We start from the raw sequence: 15,109 nt of genomic DNA, 5'->3' as shown, positions 1-15,109 counted from the left end.
AAGTGTTTTTGCGGGTGAGAAGCCGAAAAACAGAGGGGGGACGAGTGGGTCGCTTTCCATGTTTCCCACCGCGACGAAGCTGACGACAGGCTTGCCCAGCAAGGTGCCGACGAGCCGCTGGATGAACATGGAACCGTCCATGACAACGGTATCGAATGGAAATTCCTTCTGGACGTCCCGGATATCCTCAAAGAATCTCGAAGCGTTGCTGGCAAAGATCCGCTCTGCATCGAAGCGGATGGCTGCCGGTCCTTTGAGCTTGGCCCGCTGCGGATAAAGCTCATTGAGGTTGTCAGCCGTGTGCTCAATGGCCCGGTCAAAAGGGAAGTGCCGGACGCCGAGCTCAGCCAGCTTCCCCGCGAACACTTTGCCAGTGTAAAAGCCGACGTCGTGCCCGCCGTCTTTCAGGCGTTTGGCGATTCCCGTCATGGGATTGAAGTGCCCCGCGATTGCCTGGCTGGCCAGCAGAATCTTCACACCATTGCCCCCTAGCGTTCCTCAGCTGACTGTATGCCTGTTGGCACTCCCCCACAATGCCCTTGGAAAGACGGTCAGGCGTCCAGCTTGGTCAAGGGAGCGTACCGCAGCAGGAGGCGCTTCTCGCCGACGTCGAACTTCACTTTTGCCACTGTCTTGTCCCCGGCGCCTTCCACGGCGAGCACCGTTCCATTGCCGAAACTCGTGTGATTGACTTTGTCCCCGACACTGACGGCAACAACTTCCTTTTGCGGCTGCACCCTGTTCTTGGCGACGGCGGCCGGAACGTCGGCGTTGAAGCCGGCAGTTGGGCCGGCTTCCGCGCCCCGGGACGTCCCCGCGCCCCAGAATGATCCGCCGTAGCGGCTCGAACCGATGGGTGAACTGCTCCCCCAGCCTCCGGACTGCCGGATGGAACCTTCCCGTCGCCATTCCACGAGTTCGGCGGGGATTTCCTCGATGAACTGGCTGGCCGGGTTGTACTGGCTCTGGCCCCACATGCTGCGGACCTCCGAACGGGTCACATACAAGCGCTTCCGGGCCCGGGTCAGGCCTACGTACGCCAGCCTGCGCTCCTCAGCCAGTTCCTTGGGATCAGTGGCGGAGCGCTGGTGCGGGAACAGCCCGTGTTCCATGCCGGTGAGGAAAACCACCGGGAACTCCAACCCCTTGGCCGTGTGAAGGGTCATCAAGGTAACCACTCCGAGCCGCTTTGCTTCCGCCACGGCGGCGTCAATATCGGCTCCCGGCGCGTCGGGGATCTGGTCGGCGTCTGCCACCAGCGAAACCTGCTCCAGGAAGGCCTCCAGGGAACCTTCGGGGTTGTCACGTTCATATTCCCGTACGACGGCGACCAGTTCCGCAAGGTTCTCCACGCGGGACTCGTCCTGCGGGTCAGTGCTGGACCGCAGCCCGGCCAGGTAACCGGTCTGCTCGAGGACGGCTTCCAGGGCTGCGGCCGCGCCGGAACCTGCTGCAACTACTGAAAGGTCATCAAGGAGTTTCACGAACCCGAGCACTGCGTTGACGGACCGTGTGGCCATGCCCGGTGCTTCTTCGGCGCGCCTGGCCGCAGCCATGAAGGACATCCGTTCGCGCGTGGCCAACGCTGCCACTGCGCCCTCAGCGCGATCGCCGATGCCACGCTTGGGTTCGTTGAGCACGCGGCGAAGGTTGACGTCGTCGTCCGGGTTGACCAGGACCCGCAGGTAAGCGAGCGCGTCCTTGATCTCCTTGCGTTCGTAGAACCGGGTGCCGCCGACCACTTTGTAGGGCAACCCGACGCGGACCAGGACATCTTCGATGGAGCGGGACTGCGCGTTGGTGCGGTAGAAAATGGCGACGTCGCCGGGACGGAGGTTGTCCTCGTCCTGGAGGCGGTCGATTTCCTTGGCAATGAACTGGGCTTCGTCGTGTTCGTTCTCACCCACATAGCCGATGATCTTCTCACCGTCGCCCTCTGCCGTCCAAAGCCTCTTCTCAGGCCTGTTGGGGTTGCGGGAAATCACCGAGTTGGCGGCATTGAGGATGTTCTGAGTGGAGCGGTAGTTCTGTTCCAGCTTGATGGTGCGGGCATCCGGATAATCGTTCTCAAACTCCACGATGTTGCGGATATCTGCGCCGCGGAACGCATAAATGGACTGGTCGGAATCACCCACCACGGTGAGCTCGGCTGCCCCTTCTCCCTCCCCCACGATTTCGCGCACCAAGGCATATTGGGCATGGTTCGTGTCCTGGTATTCGTCCACCAGAACATGCCGGAACCGCCGCCGGTAAGACTCGGCCAACGCCGGGAAGGCGCGGAACATGTAGACGGTCTCGGCAATGAGGTCATCGAAGTCCATGGCGTTCGACTGGCGCAGACGCTGCGTGTACCCCTTGAAAACCTCCGCAACGGCCTGTTCGAAGGGGTCGTTGTAGTTGGCGCTGGATGCGTAGGAGTCGGCGTCGATGAGCTCATTCTTAAGTGCTGAGATCTTGTGCTGAATGGCCTTGGGAGCGAAGCGTTTGGGATCGAGGTCCAGCCCTTTGGATACAAGGGTGATAAGCCTGAGCGAGTCCGCGGAGTCATAGATCGAGAAGTTGGATTTCAGGCCGACGTTGGGTGCCTCACGGCGCAAAATCCGCACGCAGGAGGAGTGGAAGGTGGAAATCCACATGGTCTTGGCCCTGCCGCCTACCAACGCCTCAATGCGTTCACGCATCTCCGCAGCCGCCTTGTTGGTAAAGGTGATGGCCAGGATCTCCCCGTGATGGGCACGGCGGGTGGCAATGAGGTAGGCGATCCGGTTGCTGAGGACGCGTGTCTTGCCGGAGCCTGCACCGGCAACGATCAGAAGGGCACCGCCCGAGTGCTTAACGGCCTCTTCCTGCTGCGGGTTGAGCCCCTGCAGCAGTTCGGCGGCGTCAGGATTCCTGGGCCTGCCCTCCCGCGAGGTTTTCTCCCCTGAAATGTGGCTTCCGCCGTCCCTTTCAGGTTCATTGCCGCCGCCATTTTCAGGCGCCGAACCACCGCTGCCGGCGCGCACTTTAGTGAGTGCAGCCGGATGTGAGGCAGCTTTGAAAGGACCGTCCGCGTACGGGTCAAACAACATATCCATGATGGGTACAAGTCTAGGCGGTGGGGCCGACAGCAAGTTCGCACAGGCAATCCTGGCCCGAATCACTCCCGTTCAGGCTCCGCTTCCCGGCAGCAATTTCGGCCCGCGGTTCTATCCGACCGAGCCGGACAACAACGCCTCACGGAGCTCGCGGACCGCCGTCGATCCTCCGGCCATAAACCAGTCCAGCCCGTTGACCCGAACCGTATCAGCGGAGCCGCCGGCGGCCCGGACGATCGCTTTCCCCGGAAGCCAGTCCCACTCGGGGCAGCTGTGCTGGAACCAGCAGCCCAGTTGCCCGTCAGCCACGCGGCCCAGGTCGCAGGAGCCGGAGCCGAGCATCCGAAGGGCGGCCGCGGAGGTGGCGGCAGCGTGCCACGGCATGGCGCACATCGGGTCCGCCAGCCATCCGGGGTGGATGTATGTGGCAGCGCCAAGTTCAGCCAAGGGAGTGCCGGAGCGCCCCGCGCCGTTGGAATGAAAGGTGGAAAGGCGTTCACCGTTCAGCGTTGCAGTCCGGGCAAGCCCGCCAAGCCACAGTTTGTCCTCCTCCGGCTGGAAAATCGCGCCCAGCACCACTCCTGATGCGTCTTTGAGCGCGATAGCGGAGCACCAATACGTCGAGCCGTGGAGGAAGTTGTAGGTGCCGTCCACGGGGTCGATCACCCAGGTCCGTCCGCTGCTTCCGGCTATTGAAGTCCCCTCCTCCCCCAGGATTCCGTCCTCGGGCCGGCAGCGCTGCAGCTGCTCCAGCACGTAGGCTTCAGCTGCGTGATCTGCTGCCGTGACGACGTCGGAAACCGACGTTTTACGCTGGCCTTCCAGCCCGCCCTGGCGCATCATCAGGGCGAGAGTTCCGGCTTCCCGGACCAGGGCTTCTGCGAGCTCGTAGTCGTCCATGGACGTGGAAAGTTCCGCGGCGCTGTGCTTGCCAAGTTTGTGTCTTCCAAGTTCGGTCACGCGTCCCAGCCTATCGGCACGGGCAATAATGGAGCCATGGCCAAAACACCCGCACAGCGGATCAAGAAGCACGGAACCAAGGCTGAAATCCCCCAGCACCATCTTCCAGCTGTCATCAACCCCAGCACTGCGCGTACCCCCCAGAGAGCGCAGAACAACAGCAACCTGATCCTCATTGCCGGGCTGGTGGCCAGCCTCTTCCTCTTTTGGTACCTGCACCTGCTTACCCTCAATCAGCTGACCCAGCTTTCGGGCGGGCTGGCTATGCCTGATTCCCTCTTCGGCGGCTTTGACACTTCGTACGTGGAGCAGTTGCGCCAGTCCATGGATAGGGATGCCGTGGGGCAACTCAACTACCTCCACAAGACGGCTGGAACCCTGTTTCCCCTCATTTTCGGCTTTACCTGGCTCCTGCTGATCGGCACCAACGTGGCCCGCAAGCCGCTTCGCTGGGCCCTCTGGGCAATCCCCCTTCTCTTCGTGGCTGTCCGCTTGTGGGGCAATGCGGCCATCGATTCCATGATGACGATGTCAACGCTCGACGGCGGTGCTGTTGCACTTGCCTCCACGCTCACCATGGCCGGCTGGGTGCTGTTTTTGGTGAGCTTGCTGGCCGGCGCCGTTGCGTCTTTCCTTGGACAGAAGCCCCGCAAACAGCAATAGCAGGCCCGCTTACTCAGCCTGCATCCGCATGGCTTTGCGCACCTTGCGCTCCTCGTGAACACGCTGGGCGATCACCAGGCCCGCTGAGGCCAGGCCAACGGTCACCGGATACCCCATCAGTCGTTCCAAGGTCCCGGGTTCAGGGACATCCATCCGTGTCAGGCCACCCACCACGAGGGCAGAGAGGGACACCACTCCGCAGCCGAGGATGAACCATGCCAGCGGGGTCTTGCTGCGCCAGATGGCACCAAGAGTGGTCAGTCCCAAGGCACCGGCGATGAAAAACATCAGAGCCCCGGCAAAATGCAGTGGAGATCCAACGTCCTCCGGAACCAGCCCCACCAACATTGTTCCGGCCCCCGCTGTCGCCATGAAAAGCCGGACCACTATGGCCGCGTGCCAAGGTTTCTCGTCCGGCCGCGCAGGTGCCCCCGGCCTGGCCGCAACGCACAGCAATCCTGAACTGAGCAGCAGCGCGCCCAGCAGAATGCCAAGCCCTTGGACAAAGAATGAAACATTCATGAGGAGGTGCAGCGGAGAGCAAACAGCCCGGCCATCGAAGACTCCGCAGGTCACCGCGCCCAGATCACTGATAAAAGCCGTTCGGCGATCATACGGCTGTGGGCCTGCCCAGGCACCGATGACGGCAGATTCCGCCGCGAAATACTGCAGGACACTGAGAATGGACCAGGCTCCGATGTATTGCCGTGTCGAGGCTGTATCAGGAATATACACAAGGGCGGCGGCCGGCAAAGGGGCAGAACTCATGCCAAGAGCGTAGTACGCGCCAGCACCTTGTATGCTTGTAACCGTGCCCGAACAGGATGGCCTCGTGCCGGCCGGTTCGGACGCCCGCCCTCGTAGCTCAGTGGATAGAGCACGGCTCTCCTAAAGCCGGTGTCGTTGGTTCGATTCCAATCGAGGGCACTTGAACTCGCACACGCCGGACGCCGCTTCCGCTGTAAATTTGCGCGCGTATCTTTTGGGCTCCTGGTCGGTGGACCGCACCTTGTGGGACCGGTCCGCGGACAGCCGCGGCACCTTCACCGGCGTAGCAATTTTTATAGAAGCCGACGACGACGCCCTCCGCTACCGCGAAGAAGGAACCGTTCAGTGGGAGGCTCCTGGCGGCAAACCCTTCACAGGCCCTGCGCAACGTGAGTATGTTCTGCACGCCTCTGACAGGCCGGACACCCTTGAGGTTTTCTTTCCGGACGGACGCCCGTTCCACCGGATGAGTTTCCTCACCGCTGATGACTCTGAACTCCATTGGTGCGATCCCGATACCTATCGAGTGAATTATTCGCTGGTCAGCCGGGACGAATACCGCTACAGCTGGGACGTCAGCGGTCCCACGAAGAACCTCTTGCTCCAGTCGGTGCTGCGCCGCGCCGTCGTGCCAGGCGCCGGAGGCGGGCGATGACACCGCGCATTGTGGTTTCCGCCGTCTGTGTCTTCGACGACGCCGGGCGCCTGCTCACTGTCCGCAAGCGTGGCACGGACAAGTTCATGCATCCCGGTGGCAAGCCTGAACAGGGGGAAACCGCGGCGCAGGCTGCTTCCCGTGAACTCCTTGAGGAGGTTGGGATCGCCGTGCCGCCCGAGCACCTTCGGCTCATGGGGGTCTGGATCGCAGCAGCTGCGAATGAGGCCGCCACGGACATCGAGGCTACTGTCTATACCGCTCCGGGCGTCTGGTCGGCCCACCCCTCAGCAGAAATTGCGGAGATACGCTGGCTCGATCTCACCGCCGAGCTTCCGCAGGATCTGGCTCCGCTGCTCACAGACCACATCCTGCCGGCCCTGTACGGGACCACCTAGAGCTCGGGAACGGCCTCTTCGGCAACGGCGTGGGCCTCTGCGAACTGCGTGTGATAGAGCTCGGCATAGCGGCCATCGACTGAAAGCAACTCGGTATGCGTCCCGCGTTCCACGATTCGGCCTTCCTCAACCACCAGAATCATGTCCGCTGCACGGATCGTGGACAGTCGGTGGGCAATCACGACGGCGGTGCGTCCCTCCAGTGCGGCCCCCAACGCAGCCTGGACTGCTGCCTCATTGGTGGAGTCCAGGGCAGCTGTGGCCTCGTCCAAAATCACCACCCGCGGCTGTGCAATGAGCAGGCGGGCAATGGTCAGACGCTGCCGCTCGCCGCCGGAGAGCCGGTATCCGCGCTCCCCCACAACCGTGTCCAGTCCGTCCGGCAGGGATCTGATCATGTATTCCAGCCGCGCCCGGCGCAGCACGTCCCACATGTCGTCTTCTGTGGCCTCCGGCCGGGCAAGGCGAAGGTTGGAGGCGATGCTTTCGTGGAAAAGGTGCCCGTCCTGGGTCACCATTCCCAATGTCGCCCGCATCGAATCGAAAGTGACGTCGCGGACGTCAACTCCGGTGCCGGGCAGGGTGCCACCGAGGCGCACGGCGCCGGAATCGACGTCGTACAGCCTGGCGAGCAGCTGGGCGATGGTGGATTTACCTGCTCCCGAAGATCCTACGAGTGCTACGGTCTGGCCGGGCTCCACCCGGAAATTAATGCCGTGCAGCACTTCCTCCCCGCCCCGGCTGTCGAGGGTGGACACGTCCTCGAGGGAAGCCAGCGACACCTTGTCCGCGGATGGGTAGGCGAACCGGACGTCGTCGAACTCCACGGCCACCGGTCCCGGCGGTACCTCAACGGCGTCGGGTTTCTGCTGGATAAGGGGCTTGAGGTCCAGTATTTCAAAGACGCGTTCGAAGCTGACCAGCGCGCTCATGATCTCGACGCGGGCGTTTGAAAGGGCCGTCAGCGGCGCGTAAAGCCGGGTCAGCAGCAGTGCCAGCACGACGACGTCGCCCGCGGCCAGCTGGCCGCCGAGCGCGAGCCAGCCCCCCAGCCCGTATACCAATGCGAGTGCCAGGGCTGAGACGAGCGTCAGGGCGGTCACGAACGTGAACTGAAGCATGGCGGTACGGACGCCGATATCGCGGACACGACCTGCGCGGACGGCGAATTCGCGGGACTCTTCGTCCGGGCGCCCGAAGAGCTTCACCAGGGTGGCGCCGGGAGCCGAGAACCGTTCGGTCATCTGTGTGCCCATGGCCGCATTGTGCTCGGCGGCTTCGCGCCGAAGGTCCGCCAGCTTCGACCCCATCCGGCGGGCCGGGATGAGGAAGATCGGCAGCAGGACCATGGCCAGCACTGTAACCAGCCAGGACTTCTCCAGCATCACGACGAGGGTCAGCAGAAGCGCCACCACGTTGCTCACCACGCCGGACAGGGTTCCGGCGAAGGCGGCTTGGGCGCCAATCACGTCGTTGTTGAGCCGGCTCACCAACGCCCCGGTCCTCGTCCTGGTGAAAAACGCGATCGGCATTTTCTGGACGTGGTCGAAAACCCTGGTGCGAAGGTCAACGATCACGCCCTCGCCGATAGTGGAGGAAAGCCAGCGGGTCAGCAGGCCGATGCCCGCTTCCGCCACAGCGACGGCGGCAATCAGCACGGCGAGCCAGATCACTACCGAAGCCTCAACTCCGGCGATGATCGCATCCACCACCTGGCCTGCAAGGAGCGGAGTCGCCACAGCCAGGACCGCCATGACGATCGAAAGCAGCACGAAGACAATGAGCTTCCGACGATGCGGCAGGGCAAAGCCGAAGACCCGCTTCAGTGTCTCCTTGGAGAACGACCTGGAGCCGCCTGAGGCCCGGGTGATCTTGTAGAGGGAGCTCCAGGCCACCCCGTCCATGCTCATCGGTTACGGCCAGTTCTTGCGGCGGGGCGGTCTCCTGGGCTTTCGATAGAGGCGGTCCCGGAAGATTCCGTGACCCTGCCGTCCAGTACGTGCCATCTCACATCGAGACGGACATTCTCCAGCAGGCGCCGGTCGTGGGTGACCAGCAGAAGAGCGCCGTCGTAGCTTTCCAGAGCCTCCTCCAACTGCTCGATGGCAGGAAGATCCAAGTGGTTGGTGGGTTCGTCAAGGACCAGCAGGTTAACTCCCCGCGCCTGCAGCAGGGCGAGCGCAGCCCTGGTCCGTTCACCTGGGGACAGTGAGTCGACCGGTCTGGACGTATGATCCGCTTTGAGCCCGAACTTGGCCAACAGTGTTCGGACCTCAGCCTGGGTCATGTCAGTAAGGACAGCCTCCACTGCGGAGGAGAGCGTCAGATGTCCGGCGAGGAGGCCACGGGCCTGGTCAATCTCACCGATGGCCACCGAGGCGCCCATGGACGCTGTTCCTGCAGAAGGTTGCTGTGACCCCAGGAGGAGCCTCAAAAGGGTGGACTTCCCGGCGCCGTTCGGGCCGGTTATCCCGATCCGCTCCCCCGCATTAAGCTGCAGGTTAACCGGGCCCAGGGTGAACTCCCCCTGCTGCACTACTGCGTCCCGCAGCGTGGCCACAACGGAGCTGGAGCGCGGAGCCTGCCCGATGCTGAACTGGAGCTGCCATTCCTTGCGGGGCTCCTCCACTTCATCGAGCCTGGCGATCCGCGATTCCATTTGGCGCACTTTCTGCGCCTGCTTTTCCGAAGATTCGGTGCTGGCTGCCCGCCTGATCTTGTCATTGTCCGGGCTTTTCTTCATGGCGTTCCGGACACCCTGCGAGCTCCATTCCCTTTGCGTCCGGGCGCGCGACACCAGATCGGCTTTAGTGGACTCAAACTCCTCGTAGCGCTCCCGGGCGTGCCGCCTTGCGACGGCGCGCTCCTCAAGATATGCCTCATAGCCGCCCTCGTAGACGGAGACTGAGTTCTGGGCCAGGTCCAGCTCCACGATGGTGGTAACGCAGCGGGCCAGGAACTCACGGTCGTGGGAGACCAGAACCACACCCCCACGGAGGCCCTGCACAAACGCCTCAAGTTTTGCGAGTCCGTGAAGGTCCAGGTCGTTGGTGGGTTCGTCGAGGAGGACGACGTCGAAACGGCTGAGCAGCAGAGCAGCGAGGGCGACGCGTGCCGCCTGGCCGCCCGATAGGCCTGCCATGTGGGCATTTGTCCCGGTGTCCAAGCCGAGCTCGGCCAGGACCGGAGGAATGCGCTCCTCGAGGTCCGCTGCCCCCGACGCCATCCAGCGGTCAAAGGCCAGCGAGTAGGCGTCCTCGGATCCTGGCGCTCCGGATCCCAAGGCTTCAGCCGTCGACTCCATGGCCGCAGTCGCCTGAGCGCAGCCGGTCCGGCGTGCAATGTAACCGCCGACGGTCTCACCGTCTATCCGTTCATGCTCCTGCGGCAGCCACCCGACAAAGGCATCCGACGGCGCCAGGCTGACGGTGCCGTCCTGCGGCTGATCCACACCGGCGAGAAGGCGGAGCAACGTCGATTTGCCGGCTCCGTTGGCTCCTACTACTCCTACAACATCGCCCGGTGCCACAGTGAGGGAAAGATTTGAGAAAAGGGTGCGGTGATCGTGACCGCCGGAAAGGTCTTTGGCAACAAGGGTTGCAGTCATTGGTCCATCCTCTCACCGCCACCAAACGGCGGAAAACATCCGGACGTAGAAGAACCCGTTGATCCGGACTTGGGGGGTGTACGGACCAACGGGTTCGACCATCTAGCATAGTTGATACATCCCGCCGGCGCAAAGCCGGGCACTCCTCCCGATGCAGGAAGCCGTCCATGCCAGTCCCCGCCAAGGCTTTCCAACGATGGCTCCAAGGAGTTGCACCATCGGCGAGCATGGCCGATATCAGCCGCATATCGGGCATCAAGCGCACCACCCTGGCGCAGCAACTGGTTCGTGGCAAAGTGGCCGAATCAACGCTCGTCAGCGTCAGCCGCGCCGTCGGCATCAACCCCGTGACTGCACTTGCCGTCTTTGACACGTTCGCAGACCTGCGCAGGGAACCACCACTTCCGCGGCCGGAGGAGCTGGTCAGCCAGATTGCCACGACTGATCTGCTGCATGCGGTGATTGCGCGTTCAATCCCGGACGATCCGGGAGCGCCTCCGGCGCCGCAGCCGCCGCTCATCCCCGCGCCTCACACAACCTCCGTAAGGAACTGGGTGGACGCCATCGACGACGGCGAGTTGAGGCACCGGGTCTCAGCCGCTACCGGTATCGCCCCCCAAAATTATTCTGCCCAGCTGACGGCCAACCGGCTGACCCCGGAGCTGGCGATTGCAACTGCGGTGGCAGCGGGTGTGGCTCCGACGAGTGGTTTGGTCGCAACCGGCCTCATCACGGAAGAGGAGGCGGGGTGGGCCCCCGATGCGCGGCAACGGGCTTTGGCCCGCTTATCTGACGGGGAACTCGCTTCCTTGGCGGGAGACCGGCTGCAAGCCATCGGCAGGACACTGCGCCGCCAGGAACAGGACCATGAGCGAACAGAAAAAATTTGGGAGAACCTCGGATGATCGAAATCCTGCAGTGGTCCACGCTGTCGGTATGTAGTGCTCTGGCTGTGGCCCGGATCCCCAGCGCCGTCCGGGGCCGTAACCGCTCGCTGTTCGCAATCTTTGTCCTCGCTACGCTGGCGATCCTCCTGAGCATCGACGAGCCGTATATGGCCGTGGATTCCTGGCTGGGTTCCGAAAACTACGCCAACCTGATTCTCCGGTTCATTATCTATGTGACCGTCTTCCTTGCTGGACGTGGCGTAGCCAAGGCATTCGATGACTCCCGGGCCCTGCGCCGCCTCACCGGACCTGTTGGTGTGGGGGTTCTTGCCCTCATCATGCTAGCCACCGTTGTTCTTTTTCTCCTCGCGGACACCGCCGGTTCCTCGACCGGGCTGGCGGCCCTTCCCGGCAGGAGCCCGGAAAACGGCCTGCTCATCGGTTTTTACGCTGCTGCCGGGCGGCTCTATCCGGCGTATGTAGCGGTGTGCCTGTTACCAGCGACGCTGACGGCTGTGACCCAGTCACTGCCGGGCGCCGTTCGCGTCGGGGCCGCCCTGCTGTCTCTTGGATTCTTTGCACTGATCCTGGGCATGCTGTTCCCCGTCATCCCGGATTCCCTTGGATTTCTTCAGCCGGTCATCAACTACACAGCCGTCCTGGCCCTCATGGCTGGACTGGCATGCATTTGGATCGGCAGGGTCCTGCTGAGGCGGGCGAAGCCATCGCTGAGGGCATTTACCGAAAAGTAATCGCAGGGACTTTCACAAAATCATTAGAACGTGAAACAATCATGAATGTGTGAACATTTTGTAGCGGCGTCGGGGTAGGGATAATCTGCTCCGATGCACGCTCGGTGTAAGCAATGTTGGGGGGATGAGTGGTGGCGGGCTGTTGGGGACCGCCCCCACTCAGCCTATTTAACGGCCGCGTCGGCTAGAGAGCGGCCCCTACCGCACAAACCTTAGAGTCACCAACTGGAATGGCCGCAGCATCAACTCAACAGAATCATTGCCGGCGCTGATACCAGGGGAATCAACCCGACGTTCCAGCAGGTCAACGGCATGCACGGACGCCACCGGGAAGTTGGCTGTCATCAGGCCAGCGGACCGCTCCCCCAGTGATTCATAAAGCCTCACAATCACATCCCCGGAGCCGTCTTCTGCGAGTTTGACAGCCTCAATCACCAGCGCCTGGTTGAAGACCGAAAACAACGCCTCCACAGGCTGCCCGCCCGTAACAATCCGGGGGGCGAGGTTGGTGCGGTAGCCCTCTTCCACTGCGTCCGCTATCGTCGCTCCCGGACGGATGCTGACTGTCAGCTCATGCACCCCCCGGTCAGCCGCCGGATCAGGAAACTTCGCCGCCCGGAGCAGCGAGAGGCGAACAGTTGTGGTGGTGCCGCCGTCGTTCCTTACATTCCGGGTCACGTCATGGCCGTACGTGGAGGAATTCGAGATCGCCACGCCGTAACCGGGTTCCGCCACGTGGATCCACCGGTGGGCGCAGATTTCGAACTTGGCGGTCTCCCAGGATGTGTTGAGGTGGGTCGGACGGAACACATGGCCGAACTGGGTCTCGGATGCAGAGCGGTCGGCCCGCACATCCAGCGGGAAACCGAGCTTAAGCAGCTTTTGGCTCTCCTGCCAGTCAACTGCAGTTGAAATGGTCAGGGAGTCAGCCCCTGCCTCAAGGGAGATCCGCTGGGTCACCGCTGATGAGCCGGCCAGCCGCTCCACCACGACGACGGCGTCCCAGCCGCCGCGTTCCAGCGTCACCGACCGTGCCTCCCGCAGTGAGGTGACGTTGCGACGGTAGAACTCATCGATGTCCCAGGCATCCCATTCGTTGGGAGTATCGCGATGGAGTTCCAGATGGTTGCCGAGTTGGCCGGGTGCTATCGCTTCGCGTCCGCTCGAGTAATCCATGAGTGAGGTCAGGAGCCCGCTGCCATCCACTACCGCCCGGATGACGCCGTTATCCAGGACGTACCCTCCGGCTTTTTCCGTCACTGTTACGGGAGTCTCTGAACGCACTGGTTCCGCTGCGGCGAGCGCCGGGACGCCATTACGCTCATGAGGCGCTGCATTCAGGAGAAACTTTCGCTCGCCTTCGCCCAGCAGGGCAGCAACTGCATCTCCGATGATGGCGTCGAGGCTTTCCATGATGGACGCGTAGTTCCGCTCGGCATCCTGATGGACCCAGGCGATCGAACTGCCGGGCAGGATGTCGTGAAACTGGTGCAAGAGGACCAACTGCCAGAGCCGTTTTAGTTCGGCCTGGGGATAGTCAAAGGCGCCGCCGGTGCGCACAGCGGCGGTTGCACACCAAAGCTCCGCTTCCCTCAGCAAATGCTCGCTGCGGCGGTTGCCCAGTTTGGTCTTGGCTTGGCTGGTGTAGGTGCCCCGATGCAGCTCCAGGTACATTTCGCCCACCCATACGGGCAAGGGGCTGTACTCTGCTTCCGCTTCGGCAAAAAAGCTCTGGGGGGTTCCGATGCGGACCCGGGGCGAGCCCTCCAGATCAGCCGTTCGGTGCGCTGCTGCGACCATTTCACGCGTCGGTCCGCCGCCGCCGTCGCCATAACCGAAGGGAACGAGGGAAACAGTGCCGCGCCCGTGGTCGCGGTAGTTCCGCTCCGCATGGGCAAGGTCCCGCCCGCTCAGTTCCGAGTTGTAGGTGTCAACCGGCGGGAAGTGCGTGAAGAGGCGGGTACCGTCGATTCCTTCCCACTGGAAGGTGTGGTGCGGCATCCTGTTCACTTGGTTCCAGGAAATCTTCTGCGTCAGGAACCACCGGCTTCCGGCCGCTTTCACAATCTGCGGAAGGGCAGCCGAATAGCCGAACGAATCAGGAAGCCATGCCTCCTGGCAATCCACGCCGAACTCCTTCAAAAAGAAGCTCTTGCCCTCAATGAACTGGCGGGCCATGGCCTCCCCTCCGGGCATGTTTGTGTCCGATTCGACCCACATTCCCCCCACGGGGACGAACTGTCCGGAAGCGACCTTCTCCCGGATACGGCCGAACAGCTCGGGGTAAAACTCCTTGATCCAAGCCATTTGCTGGGCCGACGAGCAGGAAAACACAAAGTCAGGGTATTCGTCCATCAGCGCCACAACATTGGAGAACGTCCTGGCGCATTTGCGGATAGTTTCCCGCACGGGCCACAGCCAGGCCGAATCGATGTGGGCGTGGCCTGTAGCAACGAGCCGGTGGGAGGACGCGTAGGCCGGTCGGGCCAGAACCGTGGCCAGCGCTTCACGGCCAGCAGCAGCAGTACCGGCGATGTCCTCCGGGTCCATGGCGTCCATCATCCGCTCAAGGGCCCGAAGAATCTCGTGCCGGCGCGGAAGCTCCATCGGGAGTTCGTGCATCAGCCCATGGAGTGTCCAGACATCCTGCTGAAGCTCCCAGACGGTCCGGTTCAATTCCGCTATGGCGATCGTGCCGAGCCTGTACTGGGGCTCAGTTCCTGCGGTTACCTTGTCGCCATAGGGAGAAGGCGCAAAAGTCCAGCCCTGGGCAACGTCGGGGTTGGCGGCGGCTTCCACGTAGAAGTCAATCGCCATGCCACTGCCCAGGAGTTTCAGCGGAACGTATTGGTTCCGCGGTGAGATGGCCTTAATGATGGTGCCATCGGGACGCCAGGCGATCCCTTCACACTGGAAGCCCGGAAGTTCCGTGGTGAATCCAAGGTCGACGACGATTTCCACCGTTGTGTCCGGCAGCGTCCCCCAGGAATCCGGCACCTCACCCTGCAGCCGAAGCCATTTTGTACTCCACGGCTTTCCCCAGGGTGCTCCGTGCTCTTGGGGCAGGAACTCTTGGCGGAGGGCTTCCATGACCGGAACGGGCTCGTCAGGAGCGTCCCAGCTGCTCAGGGACAGCTCCGTGGTGCGGGTATATACGGCAGCACTGATACGTTCGCGCATAAAGCGGTCGAGACGCACTTCCGTGATCCGGCGGTCGTCGTGCACGTGATTCCTCTTTAGGCTCGTATCCGGGTAGCTGCTGACAAAGTCTCTGGCTGGACCGTCACCATCAGCCTTCGAGCGGTCCAGTCATCCTCCCGTGGCAGCAAGACAGTTTCCATT

The 15,109-nt window shown here is 62.6% G+C and carries 11 protein-coding genes, 1 tRNA gene and 1 pseudogene; 6 read left to right on the top strand and 7 right to left on the bottom strand.

Features of this window, described 5'->3' with window-relative positions; all coding sequences use genetic code 11:
* From RIN13_RS07065 to RIN13_RS07055, 3 genes and pseudogenes are all read right to left on the bottom strand, one after another.
* Window positions 1-477, bottom strand: a pseudogene (locus tag RIN13_RS07065) (hypothetical protein); the annotation flags it as partial.
* 74 nt (window positions 478-551) lie between these two features.
* A complete protein-coding gene (gene pcrA, locus RIN13_RS07060; protein WP_309106622.1) occupies window positions 552-3,077 on the bottom strand; it encodes a DNA helicase PcrA in 2,526 nt (841 codons plus the stop codon).
* Window positions 3,078-3,188: 111 nt separating this feature from the next.
* On the bottom strand, window positions 3,189-3,977 hold the full coding sequence (locus RIN13_RS07055) for an inositol monophosphatase family protein (protein ID WP_309106674.1): 789 nt from the start codon (window positions 3,975-3,977) through the stop codon (window positions 3,189-3,191).
* 96 nt (window positions 3,978-4,073) lie between these two features.
* Here RIN13_RS07055 and RIN13_RS07050 point away from each other — a divergent pair, with 96 nt between their 5' ends.
* The gene (locus RIN13_RS07050) at window positions 4,074-4,700 is read left to right on the top strand and encodes a hypothetical protein (RefSeq protein ID WP_309106621.1); all 627 of its coding nucleotides are present in this window, start codon (window positions 4,074-4,076) and stop codon (window positions 4,698-4,700) included.
* A gap of 9 nt (window positions 4,701-4,709) precedes the next feature.
* On the opposite strand, the gene RIN13_RS07045 is transcribed toward RIN13_RS07050, so the two are convergent.
* Window positions 4,710-5,468 carry a DUF998 domain-containing protein gene (locus tag RIN13_RS07045; protein ID WP_309106620.1) on the bottom strand — a complete coding sequence of 253 codons (759 nt, stop codon included), beginning with the start codon at window positions 5,466-5,468 and terminating at the stop codon, window positions 4,710-4,712.
* Between the two features lie 86 nt (window positions 5,469-5,554).
* On the opposite strand from RIN13_RS07045, the gene RIN13_RS07040 reads away from it, so the two are divergent.
* The 3 genes from RIN13_RS07040 (at window position 5,555) to RIN13_RS07030 (ending at window position 6,521) form a co-directional block, all read left to right on the top strand.
* Window positions 5,555-5,627 (top strand) — tRNA-Arg (locus tag RIN13_RS07040).
* A gap of 1 nt (window position 5,628) precedes the next feature.
* On the top strand, window positions 5,629-6,123 hold the full coding sequence (locus tag RIN13_RS07035) for a DUF6314 family protein (protein WP_309106619.1): 495 nt from the start codon (window positions 5,629-5,631) through the stop codon (window positions 6,121-6,123).
* Window positions 6,120-6,521, top strand: coding sequence for an NUDIX domain-containing protein (locus RIN13_RS07030; protein WP_309106618.1), 402 nt, complete (start codon window positions 6,120-6,122; stop codon window positions 6,519-6,521). Before RIN13_RS07035 ends, RIN13_RS07030 begins: the two co-directional genes overlap by 4 nt.
* Here the strand turns inward: RIN13_RS07030 and RIN13_RS07025 are convergent.
* Entirely contained in the window at window positions 6,518-8,431 is a 1,914-nt protein-coding gene (locus RIN13_RS07025) for an ABC transporter ATP-binding protein (protein WP_309106617.1), read from the bottom strand. The two genes, RIN13_RS07030 and RIN13_RS07025, sit on opposite strands and share 4 nt — an antisense overlap.
* Window positions 8,428-10,128 carry an ABC-F family ATP-binding cassette domain-containing protein gene (locus tag RIN13_RS07020; RefSeq protein WP_309106616.1) on the bottom strand — a complete coding sequence of 567 codons (1,701 nt, stop codon included), beginning with the start codon at window positions 10,126-10,128 and terminating at the stop codon, window positions 8,428-8,430. Before RIN13_RS07020 ends, RIN13_RS07025 begins: the two co-directional genes overlap by 4 nt.
* Window positions 10,129-10,295: 167 nt before the next feature.
* Here RIN13_RS07020 and RIN13_RS07015 point away from each other — a divergent pair, with 167 nt between their 5' ends.
* Both RIN13_RS07015 and RIN13_RS07010 read left to right on the top strand, forming a co-directional pair.
* Window positions 10,296-11,033 (top strand): hypothetical protein, encoded by a 738-nt coding sequence (locus tag RIN13_RS07015; protein ID WP_309106615.1) that lies wholly within the window; start codon window positions 10,296-10,298, stop codon window positions 11,031-11,033.
* A complete protein-coding gene (locus tag RIN13_RS07010) occupies window positions 11,030-11,767 on the top strand; it encodes a hypothetical protein (protein ID WP_309106614.1) in 738 nt (245 codons plus the stop codon). The genes RIN13_RS07015 and RIN13_RS07010 overlap by 4 nt, the downstream gene beginning before the upstream one ends.
* Window positions 11,768-11,965: 198 nt before the next feature.
* On the opposite strand, the gene RIN13_RS07005 is transcribed toward RIN13_RS07010, so the two are convergent.
* Window positions 11,966-14,992: a glycoside hydrolase family 38 C-terminal domain-containing protein gene (locus RIN13_RS07005; protein WP_309106613.1), complete on the bottom strand. Its 3,027-nt coding sequence runs from the start codon at window positions 14,990-14,992 to the stop codon at window positions 11,966-11,968.
* Window positions 14,993-15,109: the final 117 nt, after the last annotated feature.

Source organism: Arthrobacter sp. (assembly GCF_031179985.1).
GTDB lineage: Bacteria > Actinomycetota > Actinomycetes > Actinomycetales > Micrococcaceae > Arthrobacter.
This window is presented reverse-complemented; position numbering and strand designations above follow the sequence as displayed.